The organism is Dysgonomonas sp. Marseille-Q5470, assembly GCF_951230145.1.
GTDB lineage: Bacteria > Bacteroidota > Bacteroidia > Bacteroidales > Dysgonomonadaceae > Dysgonomonas.
Window position 1 is genome coordinate 120,973 of the sequence record NZ_CATNVE010000009.1, and the last position, 17,896, is coordinate 138,868.

The following is a 17,896-nucleotide window of genomic DNA, read 5'->3' on the forward strand; positions in this document are numbered from 1 at the left end:
TTACTTTAAGCACAATTCTAAAAACACACTACACAGTAATATACAAATAGTTGACATCAAATAAAGAGAAAAAATATTTACTAAAGAACTACTTAATATAAAAAAGAGCGCTTAGCGAGTATTGTAGAACTTAACTTTGCAGTCAAACAATTAAACTTACAAATACACTTTTTTACTACACTAAGAGAAATTGCCAACATGTAATCTATCCGAGTTAGAATTTATCTGGAGTATAACTTTATATGTTCATTGCTTATAGAAATTTTACTTGTAAGATTCTTTACAGATATTCTTCTTTACGAATAATCTTTACCAGAAAAGATATTCTTTCAGAAAATTGCAAACTACAAATGAATAAATGCAGTAAGAGTTCCTAAATTCATTTTTATCATTATGAAAATAATTAATCTAAAAAAAACAATTCTTTTGGTTTTACCAATAATAGTAACGACTGTAGCAAATGCTCAAGTAACAATTGGATCTAACGCAGAACCGTCCAGTGCAGCTATTCTAGAAATTAAAACAATGCACAATGCGTCGCACATAATCTCTATTACCGACGACAGCAATATTACCTCAGACAAAGGAGGATTAGGTTTGCCTAGGGTAAAACTTGTAAATAGAAAAACATTGGAGCCATTCATTCAAGGATCAATAGACGATCAGACCAAAATGAAACATGTAGGGCTAACTGTATATAATATAAAACAACAAATTACCAACTCTATTGACGAGTCATTCGAACCAGGTACATACGTATGGGACGGGAAGCAATGGAACATCTCAGGTGGCAGAGGAAGTGAAGGTGCTCGTTGGTTCTACCTTCCACCATTTCATCTATCGATAACCTTAGGCAGTGTAAATTCCGGAGAAATCAAATTACATGATATATATAAAAACCAATTTACCCAAACCGGAAATGGAGCATTTATATCTAGCGACACTAGCATAAATACAATACCATCTCCACTGAATGGTAAATTATATGAGAATAGTGAATTATACTATGTAGTTACTTATTATGATACGAGTATAATGTCTATAGCAAAAATAGATCCGAATGGTACAATGCACTATACAACCAATGGTACAGCTCCAAGCGCGAAATCATATATTAATGTTATAGCTATCGTAAAGTAGAAATGTGATGAAAAAATATTTTGTAATATGCATATTTCTCCTCTCCGCCATGTCAGCAAATGCACAAAGAGAGGGAACCTGGTGGCACTTTGGCTATAATGTAGGTTTCGATTTCACTGAGGTATTTAATGGCAATGCCACCTATCCAAAAGCTATATGCAATGCCCCCTTACGCCAGAACGAAGGGGTATTCTCTATCTCGGATAAAAATGGGAATTGGTTAATGAGTTCGGATGGAAAGTATGTCTACACTCCCGGAAGTATAAAAGAAGCCACTTTTCCTTTGTCAACGAATTCGGCTGATGGTGATTTTTCGATAAATAAAAACAATATATTATTTGGAAATTCCTCTGCTACCCAATCAGGCATCATGTGTCCAGTTCCGGGTGAACCGTCTTTGTACTACATTTTCACTATCGACGATAAGCAATCCAACCCCAGAAAAGGTATTAATTATTCTATTATCGATTTAGCTGCCAACAATGGAGTTGGGGAGCTTGTCATAGGTAAGATAAACAAATCAGTTACATATGGCTATCAAAAAAATAGTTTGACAGAAAGGTACACCGCAGCAAACGTAATGGAGAATATTACATTAACACCCTCTAGTGATGGAAACTATTAGCTAGTAAGCATTTTCGGCAGTCATTTTCATGCATGGAAAGTCACGAAAGACGGAGTGTCGGATACCCCTGTATTATCTCTATCTTCATATGAGTTTGCCAGTACAACCTCTTCCAATTCTTATCGTGGAGGATTGGGACATATTCGAATATCTGCCGATGGAACCAGAATAGCATACGCTATAGACCAAGCAAGTAATACTACCCCTGTAGGGGTATTCGGAACAGCTTTTTTCAATAATTCTACAGGAGAGGTAACTTCGTCGAAACACGCCACTAAAAATATCGCAGCCTATGGTATAGAGTTTTCGCCATCTAACGAATGGTTATATCTGACAAATATGGGAAGTGCCGGCTTTATAAAGTTTAGTGACCTTGCCAATGGCTCTATGAACAACTATAGGAATATGATTACAACAGGCGAATTCAATGCAGTTATGGGACCCAAAGGTATTATGTACATGATCGTTAGAGGCAGTTCTACACTATATACAATAGATGACCCTAACAATCCTAACACAGCAGTACCGGCAAATACATACAAGGCACATCCTAATTTTTTTGCTTGTGGAGGGGCCAGCGTTTATCCCTTTAATGGATTGCCTAATTTTATACCAAGCTTTTTCTTAGTCAAAGCTCTTACAGGACCGGCAGAACTATGCACAGGAGCAGAAGGAGAATTTATATTGGAAGCTGAACAGGGAACAAGTGGATATGGAGCTGAGTATATAGAATGGGATATGGGAGATAATACTAAATATTATACAGGAGACCACCCGTTAGCTGACCCATCAACCAAACCTTGGCCAACAGACAATTTACATAAAATAAAACACACATATACATCTAGTGGAGTTAAAACTATAAGAACAAATCCTTATAACTCAAATGGACTAATGCCCGACAAAGAAGTTACACTAAATATTACAGTCAAGGATTGCGTTACTTATATTTATATAAATCCACACTTACGAGCAAAAATTATACAATAACAATCCGTGAATAAAAAATAAAGGGTGCGATTACACCCTTTATTTTTTATTCACAATCTGTTCGGTCATTCGTTGAATCATTGTCAGGCTGAGAGACAAGAAGGAAATCGATAGGCTCTGAAGTCTCATTGGCAATATAATGCTTCACCATAGGTTCTATCAAGATACCTTGCTGCTCATTAACAACTTCACGCTCGCCTTCAACGTAAAATATTGCTGTTCCTTTTGTCACAAAGAAGAATTGCCTGGCAAGAGAGTGGTAATGTAAAGTTTCTCTTGTATTTGCCGGCATGGTTTCAATTTTTACAGATAAAGAATCCCTACTCATCAGGATCCAACTGCTACATTTGTCTCCCCAAAAATAATGGGGTGCTGAATTTTTATCGACTGCTCTTCCCATGATAATTAAATTTAGATGTAACAATATGCTAAATATAAAAAATAAATTACATAAGAATGCTTTTTTAAGCAACAATTTATAAATAAATATCTTAGTTTTGCAGAATACACCGATATCTGCAGGCTATGACCAGAAAAGAATTGATACAATTAGTAGAACAAATTCTGGATGTAGAGAAGTACACAGAAGATCAATTGAATGAGATGTTAGAGTTATTACACAGAAATGTGCCCCACCCTGCAATATCTGATTTGATCTACTATGAAAATTTATCTTCGGAAGAAATTGTAGACAAAGCGTTAAATTATAAACCGATTCAGTTATAAACCATGTCATTGGAAAAGGACGAAGCTATAGAAAGCTATATTCTTTCTCGTATCGATCAAGAAAGCGAGCTACTCAAACAATTAAACAGGGACGCTCACGTAAATTTATTAAAACCAAGAATGTTATCGGGACATCTGCAAGGGCGTATGCTCAAAATGTTTTGCAGAATGATGAATCCTAAATATATTCTCGAAATAGGAACTTATACGGCATACGCAACCCTATGTTTGGCGGAAGGAGCCGACAACGATGCTGAAATACATACCATAGAAGTAAACGACGAACTCGAGGACTTCATCTTAAAACACCTGCACAAATCGAAACTTAAAGATAAGATACATCTTCATATAGGAGATGCAATGGAAATAATTCCTCAGATAGACCGCACGTTCGATCTCGTATTCATTGATGCAAACAAACGCCATTACATTGAATATTATAATCTCATATTTGACAAGGTACGCCCCGGTGGACTTATCATTGCCGATAACACACTGTGGGACGGGCATGTACTGGAAACCCCGAAACCATCGGACAAACAAACCATAGGGATACAACAGTTCAATGACATGATAGCGAAGGATGACAGAGTAGAAAAAGTAATCTTGCCAATACGCGACGGGTTGACATTGATATGGAAAAAATAAGAGTCAAATCTCCACAGACTTGAATGTACGGATAGATATATTAAAGTTGCTAACGATTTAAATAGCTTGCTACTTGTAACTATTTTGTATTACCTTTGTAAGCTAAAATAATTAAGGATGGATACGACCAGACAACAAAAGATAAACAGGCTCATCCAGAAAGAGCTGAGTGAGATTTTCAGAAAACAAACCCAACAGATGAAAGGTGTACTTGTAACAGTGAGCACTGTACGTGTAACACCCGATCTTGGACTAGCAAAAGTATACCTGAGTATTTTCCCTTCCCAGAAAGGAAAAGAATTACTTGAGAATATAAGAACCAATGTAAAAAGCATTCGTTTCGACTTGGGACAAAAAGTCGGCAAACAACTACGTGTAATTCCCGAGTTGGCTTTTTATCTGGACGACTCGCTCGATTATCTGGAAAATATAGACAGGCTTCTCAACAAGGATAATAACGAAGTAAAAGAATAAGCTTGAATCTTGCGCTGCACATAGCCCGCCGTTATCTTTTCGCAAAGAAATCGCATAATGCTATTAACATCATATCGATGATCTCGGTATGTGGGATAACTGTTGCCACAATGGCGCTGGTATGTGCTTTATCGGTTTTTAATGGTTTTACGGATGTAGTAGCAAACACATTCAGCGCTTTCGACCCCGAATTACAAATTACTCCGGCCAAAGGGAAAGTATTTGACCCGACAAGTAAGAAGATAGAAGAAATCAAAGCTTTGCCCGAAATAGAATTCACATCCGAATCACTGGAAGACAATGCTTTGATTAAATTCGCAGACCGACAAGAACCGATTATACTAAAAGGTGTATCAGCCAATTTCATCAATCTCGCCAACGTAAACAATCTGATTATAGATGGAAAGTTTTCGTTACGCGAAGGTGATATCGAAAATGGAGTTATAGGGGCAGGCATGGCCATGTTTCTTGGTGTAAGAGCCGGATTCCTCGATCCGGTAGAGTTATATGCTCCCAAACGAAACGAACGCATCAATCTGGCAAATCCGGCAACAGCATTTACCCAGTCAGAAGTATTTGTATCGGGTGTATTTGCACTCAATCAGCAGAAGTACGACGACCAGATGTTCATTGTGTCAATAGACTTGGCACGCGAACTCTTCCACTACGACAAAGAAATATCATCCCTTGACATAAAAGTAAAAGACGGTTATAATGTAGACAAGGTACACGATAAAATAAAGTCTATACTTAGCAAAGATGAACTATTGGTAAAGAACAGATTCGAACAACAGGCTGATCTTTATCGGATGGTAAACGTTGAAAAATGGGTTACATTTCTCATTTTATGTATCATTCTTATAATAGCAGTATTCAATGTTATAGGCTCGCTTACGATGCTGATTATAGAGAAAGACGAGGATGTCAGGATATTAAAAAGCCTCGGAGCAAACAATACATTGATCACACGGATTTTTCTCTTCGAAGGCTGGCTGATCACATTTGTAGGAGCAGTTTTAGGTGTAACTCTCGGACTCACGCTTTGCCTGCTACAACAATACTTCGGATTATTGAAATTAGGCAATACTCCCGGAGCCTTTGTTATAGATGCATACCCTGTATCGGTACAAGCTGTGGATATTGTACTGATATTTGTTACTGTGAGTATCATTGGATTCCTCGCTGTAATCTATCCTGTAAATAATCTAAGGAAAAGGCTATAAGATCAGTTGCCAGAATTCGACATCAATCAGTTTCCCGAATTTAACTCCCGACTCCCTGAAATTGCCGACCAGTTCAAAGTTAAATTTTCGATGAAGTTTCCTGCTTGGATCATTGGGCAATGATATTACACCAATCAGTGAATGTATGTTTATATTTCGGGCTCTGTTTATCAGTTCCTGATATAAAATACTGCCCACTCCGCTTCCTATGGCATTGCGGTCAAGATATACGCTTGTTTCTAGCGTTATATCGTAAGCTACACGCTCACGCCAATTGTTGAGATAAGCATAACCAATTATTTGCCCATCTTTCTCGTATACAAAATAAGGAAACCCCTTTGCCTGCACCTTGCCTATCCGCTTCCGGATATCTTCGTCAGTAACAAGATCATACTCAAAGGTCACGACTGTTTCCTCAATATAATAATTATAGATGGCTGCTATCTGCGCAGCATCAGCGGGCGTTACATCTCTTATCATTCGATATAAAATAAATAATCTTTACTCTCCGGTATAAGGGGGAATTTCTTGTCCTTGACTTGGCACAGCAGGACTAGCAGCCACAATACTGTCTACAATAAACTTCGTATATCCCCGCCAAGGTAAAGCCCCGTAATATTCTTTGTAGTGCAGCTTCACATTCTGTCCACTGAGAGACATCAGTTTTAGAGCCAACTCTTTATCTTCTATCGAAAATTGGAATTCATTGGATTGCAAACCTTGCTGTCCGGGACGAAATCCGGATTGAATCAACTCTCCTTCGTAGGTTTTGAATATAATCCCTTTATGCTTCACATTGTTGAGCATACCGGCTTTTACCCCCGAATCACTATAAGGTACATAATAGCGGATATAAAGGAAGGTAAAAAGACCTGCTATAAGGACTGCTAAAATTATAAGAACAACTCTTTTTGCCATAATATTATAAGATGTAAGATGGAACAAAAATTGAAGATGTTTTATTCTGAAAACAAAGATATTCATATTTTTAAACTATTTTTGTTCTACAGTTTAAAAACATAACAGTAAAAACCGAATATTCTATGAATATAGAAGAACTCAGAGAATACTGTATATCTGTAAAGGGCGCATCGGAAAGCTTTCCTTTCGACGAATCTACTTTAGTCTTTAAAGTCATGGGAAAAATGTTCGCATACACAGGCTTAGACCCCAAAGATGGATTTTTCAAGGTAAATTTGAAATGTGACCCGGAAAAATCATCTGAACTACGCACAAGATATGAAGGAGTAACACACGGTAATCACACACGAGGACTCTTATGGAATGCCGTCTATCTTGCGAGTGATGTACCCGATAAGTTGATAAAAGAATTAATAGATCATTCTGTCGAAGAAGTAATAAAGAAGCTACCGAAAAATAAACAAGCAGAATATCGAAGTTTGTAAAAGAAATATAAAACAATGATAATAAAAGACGCTCAATTTGTAATAAGCAATACCGATTATAGAAAATGTCCTCAAGACGGTAAGCCCGAATATGCATTTATCGGACGCTCCAATGTCGGCAAATCATCCCTGATAAACATGCTTACCAACCGCAAAGGATTGGCTATGACATCGTCCAAGCCGGGAAAAACTCAGCTCATCAACCACTTCATTATCAACGACGAGTGGTATCTGGTCGATTTACCGGGATATGGATATGCACAACGAGGAAAAGACGGCAGAGAACAGATTCGTAAAATAATAGACAATTATATACTTAAGAGATCTGAACTAACCTGCCTCTTTCTATTATTAGATTGCAGACACGAACCTCAGAAAATAGACCTTGACTTCATCAATTGGCTAGGCGAAGAAGGAGTACCCTTTGTGATTGTATTCACCAAAACAGACAAAATAAGCAAAGGACGACTAAAAGATAACTCCGAAATATATATAAACAAATTACATGAAACATGGGAGGAAATCCCAACAATATTTTATACTTCTTCCGAACAGAGAGCAGGAGGCGATGAGATATTGGATTATATAGACAACATAAATAAAAGCTTGAAAGGGAAATAAAATTTGTCCTAAACCCTGAAAAGGGCAGAATACGAATCAACTCAATTCCATAAACTAATCATAAAAAATCAAGATATGTTATCTGTACCTTTAATAAATATAGCAGATATAAACAGAGCCGATCTGGTTCTGGAGAAGATGCAAAATATACAAAAGAATAACATCTCTACTGTCAATTGGCCGGAGCTATATCCTTCCAAGCCTGAAGTTGCATTCAAAATAGCACACGACGGTAACCATATCTTCCTGCAATTCTTTGTTGAAGAGAATGAGATTCTTGCAAAAACAGCAGAAGATAATGGGCATGTATGGACCGATTCGTGTGTAGAATTTTTCATTTCTTTCGATGGTTTATATTATTACAATACAGAGTTTTCTTGCATCGGAAAAGCACTGATGGGCTATCGTAAAGAAAAAAAAGATTCCCGGCATGCAAGCCCACAGATATTGGACTCCATTAAGCGATACCCAAGTCTTGGAATAGAGCCATTTGATAAAAAACAAGGCGATTTCAAATGGAATTTGCTGCTTGTTATTCCCGTTACAGCATATTGGATGTCTGATCTAAAATCTCTGAATGGAATAAAAGCCCATGCAAATTTCTATAAATGTGGAGATAACCTGACTATTCCTCATTTTTTATCATGGAATCCGATCCATACAGAGAAGCCAAACTTCCATGTTCCACAATTTTTCGGAGAACTTAATTTCGAATAAAACTATAGGATAGTGCTATACTTAAAGAGCAAGAATAGAGGAGAATACTCGTTATTACTTTTTTGTTAAAAAAATGTTACGACCGATTTTTTTTTCTATCTTTGCGGGACAAAAGCAGTTGGTACTGTTTTTCTTGATGAATATATTTTTAATCTTTTATGAAAAATAACTTATTCGATAGGTTTAAACCTAAAGAAAACAAATTCTTCCCTCTTTTGAGCGGAATGGCAGAAGTAATAGTCACCGCATCGGATCTCATCATTGAATGTGTTCAAGTAACTAACCACAACGAAGCTGTAGAGTATTACAAAAAAATTAAAGACCAGGAAAGAAAAGCCGATACCATCCAAAATCAAATCTTCGAAGAGCTCAACCAAACATTTATTACCCCTTTTGACCGGGAAGATATAAACCATCTTTCGTCAACAATGGATGATGTTATTGATCTTATCAATAGTTGTGCTAAGCGTATCATGCTTTACAGCCCGAAAGTAATGCCCGAGAGTGCTGTACGACTCGCTATGTTTGTAAGAGAATCTTCGGGCTTTCTGATTCAGGCAATCGGAGAACTTGATGTATTGAAAAAAAGTACATCCCGAATAAAAGAATACTGCGAGCAACTGGGTGTGATTGAAAAAAAGGCCGACGATGTGTACGAACATTTTCTTATCGACCTGTTTGAGAATGAAAAAGATGCCATTGAGGTTATTAAACTAAAAGATATTCTTCACGAACTCGAACGTGCTACCGATGCAGCAGAATCAGTAGGAAAAATTATCAAAACAATGATCGTTAAGTATTCATAATAAGACAGAAATGACATTATTAATAATAATCATTATTTTAGCGATCATATTTGATTTCATAAATGGCTTTCACGACGCTGCCAACTCAATAGCAACCGTCGTATCTACGAAAGTTCTTACACCGACCCAAGCTGTAATTTGGGCTGCCTTTTTCAACTTCGTAGCTTATTTTATCGCAAAATATATTATCGGCGGATTTGGTATTGCTGACACTGTATCCAAAACCGTGGATATGGAATTTATAATTCAAAGCTTTGGCAACCCATCTCTCGTTATCATAGCCGGACTGATAGCTGCTATTTCTTGGAACCTTATTACATGGTGGTTAGGAATCCCTTCATCTTCTTCGCATACTCTTATCGGAGGATTTGCAGGAGCCGGTATCGCCGCTTCAGGTTTTCAGGCCGTTCACTCAGGCGTTATTGGTATTATTGCGCTGTTCATTGTAGTAGCACCTCTGATTGGTATGGTTTCGGGTAACATCATCACGCTGATCACCCTCCACTTCGTAAAAAAGATAAAACCGGGTAAGGCCGACCGTTGGTTCAAGAATCTACAGCTCATCTCATCCGCAGGACTTAGTATAGGACATGGATTGAACGACTCACAAAAGGTAATGGGTATCATTGCAGCAGCATTGATTTCATATACTGCAACTACACCCGACGTTCACCCTTGGTTATATATGAATGACATGAACGATATGCACGACTGGGTGCCACTCGCATGTTTTACTGCGATTGCAATAGGTACAGTTTGCGGAGGATGGAAAATCATGAAAACGATGGGAAACCGTATTACAAAAATCACTCCTATCGAAGGATTCTGTGCTCAAACAGCAGGTTCTATAACCTTATATATATCCGAAATGCTGCACGTGCCGGTAAGTACAACCCACGTAATCACAGGTAGTATAATAGGTGTAGGCTCGGTAAAACGTCTTTCAGCTGTTCGCTGGGGAGTAACCAAAGATTTATTGATAGCATGGATACTGACTATTCCGGTTAGTGCCCTGATGGCTATTGTATTCTATCACATTCTGGGACTGATCGTTCAATAAGAACACTCTCTATAAAATAAAAGCGGATGGTTAAAGTTAACTATCCGCTTTATTCATTTAAATTTTTCTATAAAAGCATTGCTTTATACATTGAAAAACAATATCTTTGCACCGCTTTTCGAAGCAAGAATGTTTAACTCTTTAATGATACTGATCAGGACTGGTGCCAGATCTAATTTTGAATGATTGATAATTTAAAAAATGTACAACCGGTTGCAGATTTCGACTGGGATTCGTACGAAAAAGGAGACTCTTACACAGGTAAGAGCAAAGAAGAACTTGTAGAAACCTATGACCAATCGTTGAACAAAGTAAACGACAAAGAAGTGGTAATGGGTAAAGTAACTGCTATGAACAAACGCGAAGTTGTTGTCAATATCGGTTACAAATCAGACGGTATCGTTTCTATGAACGAGTTCCGTTATAACCCGGATCTAAAAATTGGTGACGAAGTAGAGGTATACATCGAAAGCCAAGAAGACAAAAAGGGACAACTTATCCTTTCTCACAAGAAAGCACGTGCTACACGCTCTTGGGATCGTGTTAACGAAGCTCTTGAAAAAGACGAAATCATCAAAGGTTATATTAAATGTCGCACTAAGGGCGGTATGATCGTTGATGTATTTGGTATCGAGGCGTTCTTGCCAGGATCTCAGATCGACGTGAAACCAATCCGCGACTATGATGTATTTGTAGGTAAGACTATGGAGTTCAAGGTAGTGAAAATCAACCACGAGTTCAAAAACGTTGTTGTTTCTCACAAAGCTCTTATCGAAGCTGAACTTGAACAACAGAAAAAAGATATCATCTCTAAGCTTGAAAAAGGTCAGGTACTTGAAGGTACAGTTAAGAACATCACTTCTTACGGTGTATTTATCGACCTTGGCGGCGTAGACGGACTAATCCACATTACAGACCTTTCTTGGGGACGTGTACAACACCCAGAAGAAGTGGTTAAATTGGATGAGAAAATCAACGTTGTTATTCTTGACTTCGATGATGACAAGAAACGTATTGCATTAGGATTGAAACAATTGACTCCTCATCCTTGGGATGCACTTAGCGCTGAGCTTAAAGTTGGCGACAAGGTGAAAGGTAAAGTTGTGGTTATGGCTGACTACGGTGCATTCATCGAAATCGCTCCGGGTGTAGAAGGCTTGATCCACGTTTCAGAAATGAGCTGGGCTCAACACTTACGCAGTGCACAAGACTTTATGAAAGTTGGCGACGAAGTAGAAGCTGTAGTGCTTACACTTGATCGCGACGAACGTAAAATGTCTCTTGGTATCAAACAATTGAAACCAGATCCATGGGAAAATATCGAAGAAAAATATCCTATCGGAAGCCAGCACACTGCAAAAGTTCGCAACTTCACTAACTTCGGTGTATTTGCCGAAATAGAAGAAGGCGTAGACGGACTAATCCACATTTCAGACCTTTCTTGGACTAAGAAAATCAAACACCCTAGCGAAGTTACTGCTATAGGTGCTGACATCGAAGTACAAGTACTTGAAATAGACAAAGAAAACCGTCGTTTAAGCCTTGGTCACAAACAACTTGAAGAAAACCCTTGGGATGTATTCGAAACTATATTTACTGTAGGTTCTGTACACGAAGGTACTCTTGTTGAAATGGTTGACAAAGGAGCAGTAATCTCTCTTCCTTATGGTGTTGAAGGTTTTGCAACTCCTAAACATTTGGTAAAAGAAGATGGTTCTCAAGCTAAGATCGATGAAAAACTTGATTTCAAAGTAATCGAGTTCAACAAAGACTCTAAAAGAATCATCGTATCTCACAGCCGTGTGTTTGAAGATGAAAAACCGGAAGCTAAAGAAGCCGCTGCTGAAAAAAGAGCAAAAAAATCTTCTAAGAAAGAACAAGCTGAAACTTCAACTCAATCTAACGTAGAAAAAACTACATTAGGCGATATAGAAGAGCTTGCAGCATTGAAAGAAAAACTTTCGGGAGATAACAAATAAATATCTTTTTGATATTCTGATAAAAGGGTTCACTAATTAGTGAACCCTTTTTCGTTTAAAATGTTAAAATAAAAGTGAAAGTTCTCTGTACATTTTGTATATATGAAAAGACTATCTAATTTTACAGTTTAGTTGCATAAGCAATCAACACATAAAACCACTATATGAATACTAAGAGTTTAGGATTAGCCTTATTTTTCTTTTTTAGTATAGCATCCACAGTTTCGGCACAACAGTTTCTATCGCTGGAGCAATGCCGACAACTTGCAATAGAGAACAACAAATCGCTCAAGATAGCTTCTGAGCAAGAGAGAATAGCATATTATGAGAAAAAGGATGCACTTACCAAATTCTTCCCCGAGATATCGTTTACGGGAGCATATTTGCGCAATCAGAAGAATTTGTACCTCATTCCATCTTCTGCCATACCTACATCTATACCTCTCCCGATAGAGATTCCCGGAATAGGCAATAATATTCCGATAGACGACAAAATCCGTAATAGCATTCATGATCTAGGAAAGGTAGACATCAAAAACGTATGGGCGGGAGGATTTACGCTTACACAACCGTTGTTTATGGGAGGAAAGATCGTTGCTTACAATGATCTGAGATCTTATGCCCAAGACCTAGCCAAAACAATGAAAGAGACTCAGATGACAGAGGTTATCGTGGAGGTAGACAATGCATATTGGCAGGTTGTATCAGTAGCTAATAAGAAGAAGTTGGCTGAATCGTATGTCAAACTCATGCAAAAGATGGACTCTGATATTTCAGCCATGGAGCAAGAGGGCGTAGCCACAAAAGCAGACAGGCTCTCTGTAAACGTAAAACTAAACGAGGCAGAGATGACTCTTACAAAAGCTGAAAACGGGCTGAGTCTTTCAAAAATGCTATTAGCTCAAATATGCGGACTGGAAATCAACGATCAGCTTACTTTAAAAGATGAAAATATAACAAACATTGCAACCGATGAAGGCGTAGATGCTATGCCCAACATAGACGAAGCCATATTGAGCAGGACAGAGATAAGAAGTCTCGAGCTAGCCACAAAGATATATGGCAAGAAAGAAAAGATTGCAGTAGCCGAGTTTATGCCGAATGTTGCACTTACAGCAAACTATTTATGGACAAATCCGAACTTGTTTGACGGTCTGGAAAACAAGTTCGCCGGAATGTGGAATGTAGGAGTACTACTAAAAGTCCCTTTGAATTTTGCTTCTAATTCGGCAAAGCTTAATGTAGCAAAAGCCGAAACACGTATCAAACAATTTGAAATGGAGGATGCAAAGGAAAAAATTAAATTGCAAATAAACCAATCAGCATACAAACTGTCGGAAGCAAACAAAAAGCTAAAGACTGCGCAAAAAAACACAGAAAAGGCGGATGAAAATCTAAGATACGCAAACGTAGGATTCGAGGAAGGAGTAATCCCTTCGTCGGACGTTATAGCTGCACACACAGCTTGGCTATCGGCTCACTCGGATCTGATAGATGCTCAGATCGACATTATCTTATGCCGAATATACCTGAACAAAGCATTGGGTCGTAAGTTTTAAAAACATCTTATATTTATCTATATATAAGGAACTAAGATGATAAAAGTATACAATTGGGAAAACAATAAAAAAGTGTCACTTTTGTCACCTTTTAGACCTAAAATCACTGATTAACAAATCGATATATATTTGAAAAAAAGTAACAAATAAAGATATGGATACAGAAAATAAAAAAACAGGTTCTAAACTCATACCTATTCTGATTTTTGCCGCCGTTATTATTCTAGTTGGCTTATACGGTTTCTTTTTCCTCAACCAAGAAGACAACATCATACAAGGAGAAGCAGATGTAACCGAAGTACGTATATCCAGCAAAGTGCCCGGACGTATAGCAAAATATATGGTGGACGAAGGAAGCTATGTAAAAAAAGGTGATACTCTTGCTATACTAAGTATCCCTGACATCGATGCTAAGCTGGCACAGGCAAATGCGGCACAGCAAGGAGCTGCGGCACAAAACCAGAAAGCAATAAAAGGGGCACGCGTAGAGCAAATCCAAGGAGCATACGAAATGTGGCAAAAGGCTAAAGTAGGAACAGACATAGCGCAGAAGTCGTACAAGCGTGTTCAAAACTTGTTTGACAAAGGTGTTGTAACCGCACAAAAGAGAGATGAAGCCGAAGCACAATACAACGCATCAGTTGCAACAGAAAAGGCCGCGAAGTCTCAATACGACATGGCTGTAAACGGTGCAGAAAAAGAAGACAAAGAAGCCGCCTTTGCCTTATTGGAAAGAGCAAAAGGTGCTGTTGCAGAAGTATCATCTTACATCTCTGAAAGCTATCTGATCTCACCTATTGACGGAAAGGTTACGGAAAAATTTCCGAACGAAGGAGAGTTGGTAGGTACAGGAGCTCCGATAATGAATGTTGCTAAACTAGACGATAAGTGGGGTTCATTCAACATCAGAGAAGACCATCTAAAGAACTATAAAGATATAGGTAAGACATTCAAGGCATACGTTCCGGCACTGGATCAGGAAGTAGAGATGACCGTATATTATGTCAAAGATTTGGGATCGTATGCAGCATGGAAAGCGACTAAAACAACAGGGCAGTACGACAGAAAGACTTTTGAGGTAAAAGCTCGATTCAACGACAAAGCCATCGATGTACTGCCGGGAATGTCACTTATCATTAAAGAATAACAAATGAGCTCTAAAACCGGTATACTAGCCATATTCAAAAGGGAGTGGATACGTATATCCTCATCCAAAATATGTATATGGGGAATATTCGTTGCTCCGCTATTATCCATGATTATTCTGATGTGGATGATGAGCGCAGGGCTACCCTCACGTATACCTATTGCGGTGGTAGACCTAGACAATACGACTACAACACGCTCTTTGATACGCCAGTTGGATGCTTTTGAAAAAACGGATATACAGTATAAAAGCCTTTCGTTTAAAGAAGCAAGGCATCAGATGGAGCGAATGGAAGTATATGCTGTACTAACTATTCCGAAAGATTTTACGAAAGATGCAATTTCAGGCAATCGCCCCAAATTGGTTTATTATACCAACAATGCTTTTTTGATATCGGGCTCTCTGCTATTTCAGGACTTAAAAACAATATCTACGCTGGCTTCTGCCTCAGTAGGGCTAAAGACTGCAACGGCAAAGGGTTATACAGAAAACCAGATTATGCCGATCTTGCAACCGATTACAATAGATGCGCATCCCACAGGAAACCCCTGGCTCAACTATTCGGTATATCTGAACAATGTTCTCTTGCCGGGTATATTGCAATTGATTATCCTGATGTTTACAGTATCGGCTTTCGGTTCGGAAATAAAAGCGGGTAACGGGCCAAAACTTATGTCTATGGGAGACAATTCCATCATCAAAGTAATGATAGGGAAACTACTTCCATATACGATCATATATATGGGGATAGCGTTATTATTTATGGCAGTCCTTTATTACATCAATCGATTTCCATTGCATAATGGTTTTTGGCCTATGTTCTTTAATTATGCATGCCTCATTCTGGCAGCACAGGGAGCAGGCGTCATACTTCTGGGAATATTCCGCAATTACCGGTTTGCCCTAAGCATAGCCAGCCTCATAGGAATGGTATCATTTTCCATTACAGGATTTTCATTCTCTACATTGGCGATGGATGGAAGCCTCAGCGCATTGAGCAACTTATTCCCGCTAAGGCATTTTTTCCTTATCTATGTAGATCAGGCATTAAATGGTATAGCGGTAGGCTACTCCATGTATCATTATGCGGCACTGCTTGGCTTTGTGTTGCTATCAATATTCTTCTTCGGTACTGTAAGAAAATTACTGAAGGATAACGTATATGAGCTATGAAAAGATTACTACTTGACATATATTATGTTTGGATCAACGAGCTAAAGGTCATATTCAAAGACCCGGCTGTTATATTGCTGTTCTTTATAGTACCGTTGGCCTATCCTGTACTGTATAGCTTTATATACAATAACGAAACTGTACATGAGGTAAAAGTTATATTTGTAGATGATTCAAACTCTTCGCTCTCAAGGGAATTTAAAAGAAAGGTAGATGCCACAGCCGATGTAAAGGTAATAGGATACGCCTCGGACATGGAAGAAGCCCGTGAAGCTCTCCGAAGAAAAGAGGCTTACGGGATAATGTATATCCCCAGAGACTTCAGCAAAGACATACATACTCAGCAACAAACGAAAGTCAGCGTGTATGCCGATATGAGCAGTTTGTTGTTTTACAAAGCAATGATACTCAGCGCTACCGAAGTATCGCTGGATATGGGTGCTGATATACGCGTAGTTGAAACCGGAAGCGGAAGTCAGGAAGAAGATGCCACTACCCGGCAAACAGTAGAAAATGAATGGGTTCCGATGTATAATCCACAGAATGGATTTGCAAGCTTCCTTGTTCCTGCGATACTTATACTCATTATACAGCAAACAATGTTTTTGGGTATAGCTACTATTGTTGGCACACACAACGACAAGAAACGATTTACAATAGCATCACACACAGCCCAAGGCAAAAATGTAGGAGCCATAAAGCTAACGATCGGTAAAGCCTTTTGCTATGCCTCTTTATACATGCTGATCTCGGTATGGGTACTGCGAGTAATACCATATATCTTCAAGTTTCCGCAGATAGGAGACCCACTGACAATTGCAGCATTTCTTATGCCATTCCTGTTGTCGGCTACATTCTTTACAATGACACTCTCCTACTTCTGCTCGCAGCGTGAATTCGGAATGATGCTGTTTGTATTCACCAGTGTCATATTCATATTTATATCGGGTATATCTTGGCCTTGGACTGAGATACCTACAGCCATAAAGGCGATAGCATACATTGTTCCGTCTACACCGGGCATTCACGGGTTCATTAAAATAAATACAATGGGAGCTACTCTGAATGATGTATGGTTCGAATATATAGCTCTTTGGATACAGTCCGGAATATATTGTATTACGGCAACCATAATGTATAAATGGTGGATACAGAATTACGACCCGGAATACAAAGGAATGATAAGAAAAAGAGTTGAATAAATCTTCAACTCTTCTTCATCTTCTATTGATATTTCTCGAAGTCAAAATCTTCTCGCTTAGCAAAGCCTCCTTCTATAAGTAACTCTGCGGCACGCCTGTAATCCTCCGATCTGACCTGTAATCTGGCTGTACCTAACCCTGCAGTGTAAACAGTAAGATATTCTCCATTTACAACACAGTCTATGCCATTGTCAATCAGAAATGATTTTGCTATAGCCAAATTAGCTTCAAAGTCAGCGCTTTTTAAAGTAACCAGTTCATCCATAATCTTTAGATTTATTATCCACTTATAAATGTAGATATAATCAACAAACTAGACAAGACGAACAATATTTATTTCAATTATTTATAAAATAATTTGGTTTATAATATAAACTACTTTACATTTACGGAATAAAAT

General features: G+C 38.3%; 21 protein-coding genes. 17 read left to right on the forward strand and 4 right to left on the reverse strand.

What is annotated here, in order from left to right; genetic code table 11:
* Positions 1 to 393 precede the first annotated feature (393 nt).
* The 3 genes from QOX35_RS13740 to QOX35_RS13750 are packed head-to-tail and all read left to right on the forward strand — an operon-like array spanning position 394 to position 2,755.
* Positions 394 to 1,140: a phage tail-like protein gene (locus QOX35_RS13740; protein ID WP_283687416.1), complete on the forward strand. Its 747-nt coding sequence runs from the start codon at positions 394 to 396 to the stop codon at positions 1,138 to 1,140.
* Positions 1,141 to 1,147: 7 nt separating this feature from the next.
* Complete coding sequence (locus QOX35_RS13745) at positions 1,148 to 1,765, forward strand: hypothetical protein (protein WP_283687417.1); 618 nt, start codon at positions 1,148 to 1,150, stop codon at positions 1,763 to 1,765.
* 54 nt (positions 1,766 to 1,819) lie between these two features.
* Positions 1,820 to 2,755, forward strand: coding sequence for a hypothetical protein (locus tag QOX35_RS13750; protein WP_283687418.1), 936 nt, complete (start codon positions 1,820 to 1,822; stop codon positions 2,753 to 2,755).
* A 46-nt stretch (positions 2,756 to 2,801) separates the two neighbouring features.
* On the opposite strand, the gene QOX35_RS13755 is transcribed toward QOX35_RS13750, so the two are convergent.
* Positions 2,802 to 3,155 (reverse strand): cupin domain-containing protein, encoded by a 354-nt coding sequence (locus tag QOX35_RS13755; RefSeq protein WP_006841992.1) that lies wholly within the window; start codon positions 3,153 to 3,155, stop codon positions 2,802 to 2,804.
* A 125-nt stretch (positions 3,156 to 3,280) separates the two neighbouring features.
* Here QOX35_RS13755 and QOX35_RS13760 point away from each other — a divergent pair, with 125 nt between their 5' ends.
* From QOX35_RS13760 to QOX35_RS13775, 4 genes are all read left to right on the forward strand, one after another.
* The gene (locus QOX35_RS13760; RefSeq protein WP_135107076.1) at positions 3,281 to 3,481 is read left to right on the forward strand and encodes a bacteriocin immunity protein; all 201 of its coding nucleotides are present in this window, start codon (positions 3,281 to 3,283) and stop codon (positions 3,479 to 3,481) included.
* A 3-nt stretch (positions 3,482 to 3,484) separates the two neighbouring features.
* The gene (locus QOX35_RS13765) at positions 3,485 to 4,129 is read left to right on the forward strand and encodes an O-methyltransferase (protein WP_135107078.1); all 645 of its coding nucleotides are present in this window, start codon (positions 3,485 to 3,487) and stop codon (positions 4,127 to 4,129) included.
* A gap of 117 nt (positions 4,130 to 4,246) precedes the next feature.
* Positions 4,247 to 4,603: a 30S ribosome-binding factor RbfA gene (rbfA, locus tag QOX35_RS13770; protein ID WP_283687419.1), complete on the forward strand. Its 357-nt coding sequence runs from the start codon at positions 4,247 to 4,249 to the stop codon at positions 4,601 to 4,603.
* A gap of 2 nt (positions 4,604 to 4,605) precedes the next feature.
* On the forward strand, positions 4,606 to 5,826 hold the full coding sequence (locus QOX35_RS13775) for an FtsX-like permease family protein (RefSeq protein WP_283687420.1): 1,221 nt from the start codon (positions 4,606 to 4,608) through the stop codon (positions 5,824 to 5,826).
* On the opposite strand, the gene QOX35_RS13780 is transcribed toward QOX35_RS13775, so the two are convergent.
* Complete coding sequence (locus tag QOX35_RS13780; RefSeq protein WP_283687421.1) at positions 5,821 to 6,306, reverse strand: GNAT family N-acetyltransferase; 486 nt, start codon at positions 6,304 to 6,306, stop codon at positions 5,821 to 5,823. The genes QOX35_RS13775 and QOX35_RS13780 overlap by 6 nt on opposite strands.
* A gap of 21 nt (positions 6,307 to 6,327) precedes the next feature.
* Complete coding sequence (locus tag QOX35_RS13785; protein ID WP_283687422.1) at positions 6,328 to 6,744, reverse strand: hypothetical protein; 417 nt, start codon at positions 6,742 to 6,744, stop codon at positions 6,328 to 6,330.
* Between the two features lie 125 nt (positions 6,745 to 6,869).
* Between QOX35_RS13785 and QOX35_RS13790 the strand changes: the two genes are divergently transcribed.
* From QOX35_RS13790 to QOX35_RS13835, 10 genes are all read left to right on the forward strand, one after another.
* Positions 6,870 to 7,232 (forward strand): MmcQ/YjbR family DNA-binding protein, encoded by a 363-nt coding sequence (locus QOX35_RS13790; protein ID WP_135107086.1) that lies wholly within the window; start codon positions 6,870 to 6,872, stop codon positions 7,230 to 7,232.
* 15 nt (positions 7,233 to 7,247) lie between these two features.
* A complete protein-coding gene (gene yihA / locus QOX35_RS13795) occupies positions 7,248 to 7,853 on the forward strand; it encodes a ribosome biogenesis GTP-binding protein YihA/YsxC (protein ID WP_283687423.1) in 606 nt (201 codons plus the stop codon).
* A gap of 75 nt (positions 7,854 to 7,928) precedes the next feature.
* Complete coding sequence (locus tag QOX35_RS13800) at positions 7,929 to 8,570, forward strand: carbohydrate-binding family 9-like protein (protein ID WP_283687424.1); 642 nt, start codon at positions 7,929 to 7,931, stop codon at positions 8,568 to 8,570.
* A gap of 158 nt (positions 8,571 to 8,728) precedes the next feature.
* Positions 8,729 to 9,376, forward strand: coding sequence for a DUF47 domain-containing protein (locus QOX35_RS13805; protein WP_135107091.1), 648 nt, complete (start codon positions 8,729 to 8,731; stop codon positions 9,374 to 9,376).
* A 10-nt stretch (positions 9,377 to 9,386) separates the two neighbouring features.
* Positions 9,387 to 10,436: an inorganic phosphate transporter gene (locus QOX35_RS13810; protein WP_135107093.1), complete on the forward strand. Its 1,050-nt coding sequence runs from the start codon at positions 9,387 to 9,389 to the stop codon at positions 10,434 to 10,436.
* A gap of 185 nt (positions 10,437 to 10,621) precedes the next feature.
* Positions 10,622 to 12,415, forward strand: a complete 1,794-nt coding sequence (gene rpsA / locus QOX35_RS13815; protein WP_135107148.1) for a 30S ribosomal protein S1 — start codon at positions 10,622 to 10,624, stop codon at positions 12,413 to 12,415.
* A gap of 164 nt (positions 12,416 to 12,579) precedes the next feature.
* A complete protein-coding gene (locus tag QOX35_RS13820; RefSeq protein ID WP_283687425.1) occupies positions 12,580 to 13,974 on the forward strand; it encodes a TolC family protein in 1,395 nt (464 codons plus the stop codon).
* Between the two features lie 154 nt (positions 13,975 to 14,128).
* A complete protein-coding gene (locus QOX35_RS13825) occupies positions 14,129 to 15,121 on the forward strand; it encodes an HlyD family secretion protein (protein ID WP_135107097.1) in 993 nt (330 codons plus the stop codon).
* A 3-nt stretch (positions 15,122 to 15,124) separates the two neighbouring features.
* Positions 15,125 to 16,294: an ABC transporter permease gene (locus tag QOX35_RS13830; protein ID WP_283687426.1), complete on the forward strand. Its 1,170-nt coding sequence runs from the start codon at positions 15,125 to 15,127 to the stop codon at positions 16,292 to 16,294.
* Complete coding sequence (locus QOX35_RS13835; protein ID WP_283687427.1) at positions 16,291 to 17,496, forward strand: ABC transporter permease; 1,206 nt, start codon at positions 16,291 to 16,293, stop codon at positions 17,494 to 17,496. Before QOX35_RS13830 ends, QOX35_RS13835 begins: the two co-directional genes overlap by 4 nt.
* A 22-nt stretch (positions 17,497 to 17,518) precedes the next feature.
* Here QOX35_RS13835 and QOX35_RS13840 read toward each other — a convergent pair whose 3' ends face one another.
* Entirely contained in the window at positions 17,519 to 17,761 is a 243-nt protein-coding gene (locus QOX35_RS13840; protein WP_006841975.1) for a putative signal transducing protein, read from the reverse strand.
* Positions 17,762 to 17,896: the final 135 nt, after the last annotated feature.

Bases quoted from the DNA above. Each gene is read 5' to 3' on its own strand.
- QOX35_RS13805 (WP_135107091.1), top strand. From the start codon at position 8,729: ATGAAAAATAACTTATTCGATAGGTTTAAACCTAAAGAAAACAAATTC.
- QOX35_RS13835 (WP_283687427.1), top strand. From the start codon at position 16,291: ATGAAAAGATTACTACTTGACATATATTATGTTTGGATCAACGAGCTA.
- QOX35_RS13785 (WP_283687422.1), bottom strand. From the start codon at position 6,744: ATGGCAAAAAGAGTTGTTCTTATAATTTTAGCAGTCCTTATAGCAGGT.
- QOX35_RS13780 (WP_283687421.1), bottom strand. From the start codon at position 6,306: ATGATAAGAGATGTAACGCCCGCTGATGCTGCGCAGATAGCAGCCATC.
- QOX35_RS13745 (WP_283687417.1), top strand. From the start codon at position 1,148: ATGAAAAAATATTTTGTAATATGCATATTTCTCCTCTCCGCCATGTCA.
- rbfA (WP_283687419.1), top strand. From the start codon at position 4,247: ATGGATACGACCAGACAACAAAAGATAAACAGGCTCATCCAGAAAGAG.
- QOX35_RS13800 (WP_283687424.1), top strand. From the start codon at position 7,929: ATGTTATCTGTACCTTTAATAAATATAGCAGATATAAACAGAGCCGAT.
- QOX35_RS13765 (WP_135107078.1), top strand. From the start codon at position 3,485: ATGTCATTGGAAAAGGACGAAGCTATAGAAAGCTATATTCTTTCTCGT.
- QOX35_RS13790 (WP_135107086.1), top strand. From the start codon at position 6,870: ATGAATATAGAAGAACTCAGAGAATACTGTATATCTGTAAAGGGCGCA.
- QOX35_RS13830 (WP_283687426.1), top strand. From the start codon at position 15,125: ATGAGCTCTAAAACCGGTATACTAGCCATATTCAAAAGGGAGTGGATA.
- QOX35_RS13825 (WP_135107097.1), top strand. From the start codon at position 14,129: ATGGATACAGAAAATAAAAAAACAGGTTCTAAACTCATACCTATTCTG.
- QOX35_RS13760 (WP_135107076.1), top strand. From the start codon at position 3,281: ATGACCAGAAAAGAATTGATACAATTAGTAGAACAAATTCTGGATGTA.
- QOX35_RS13820 (WP_283687425.1), top strand. From the start codon at position 12,580: ATGAATACTAAGAGTTTAGGATTAGCCTTATTTTTCTTTTTTAGTATA.
- QOX35_RS13810 (WP_135107093.1), top strand. From the start codon at position 9,387: ATGACATTATTAATAATAATCATTATTTTAGCGATCATATTTGATTTC.
- QOX35_RS13755 (WP_006841992.1), bottom strand. From the start codon at position 3,155: ATGGGAAGAGCAGTCGATAAAAATTCAGCACCCCATTATTTTTGGGGA.
- yihA (WP_283687423.1), top strand. From the start codon at position 7,248: ATGATAATAAAAGACGCTCAATTTGTAATAAGCAATACCGATTATAGA.
- QOX35_RS13840 (WP_006841975.1), bottom strand. From the start codon at position 17,761: ATGGATGAACTGGTTACTTTAAAAAGCGCTGACTTTGAAGCTAATTTG.
- QOX35_RS13740 (WP_283687416.1), top strand. From the start codon at position 394: ATGAAAATAATTAATCTAAAAAAAACAATTCTTTTGGTTTTACCAATA.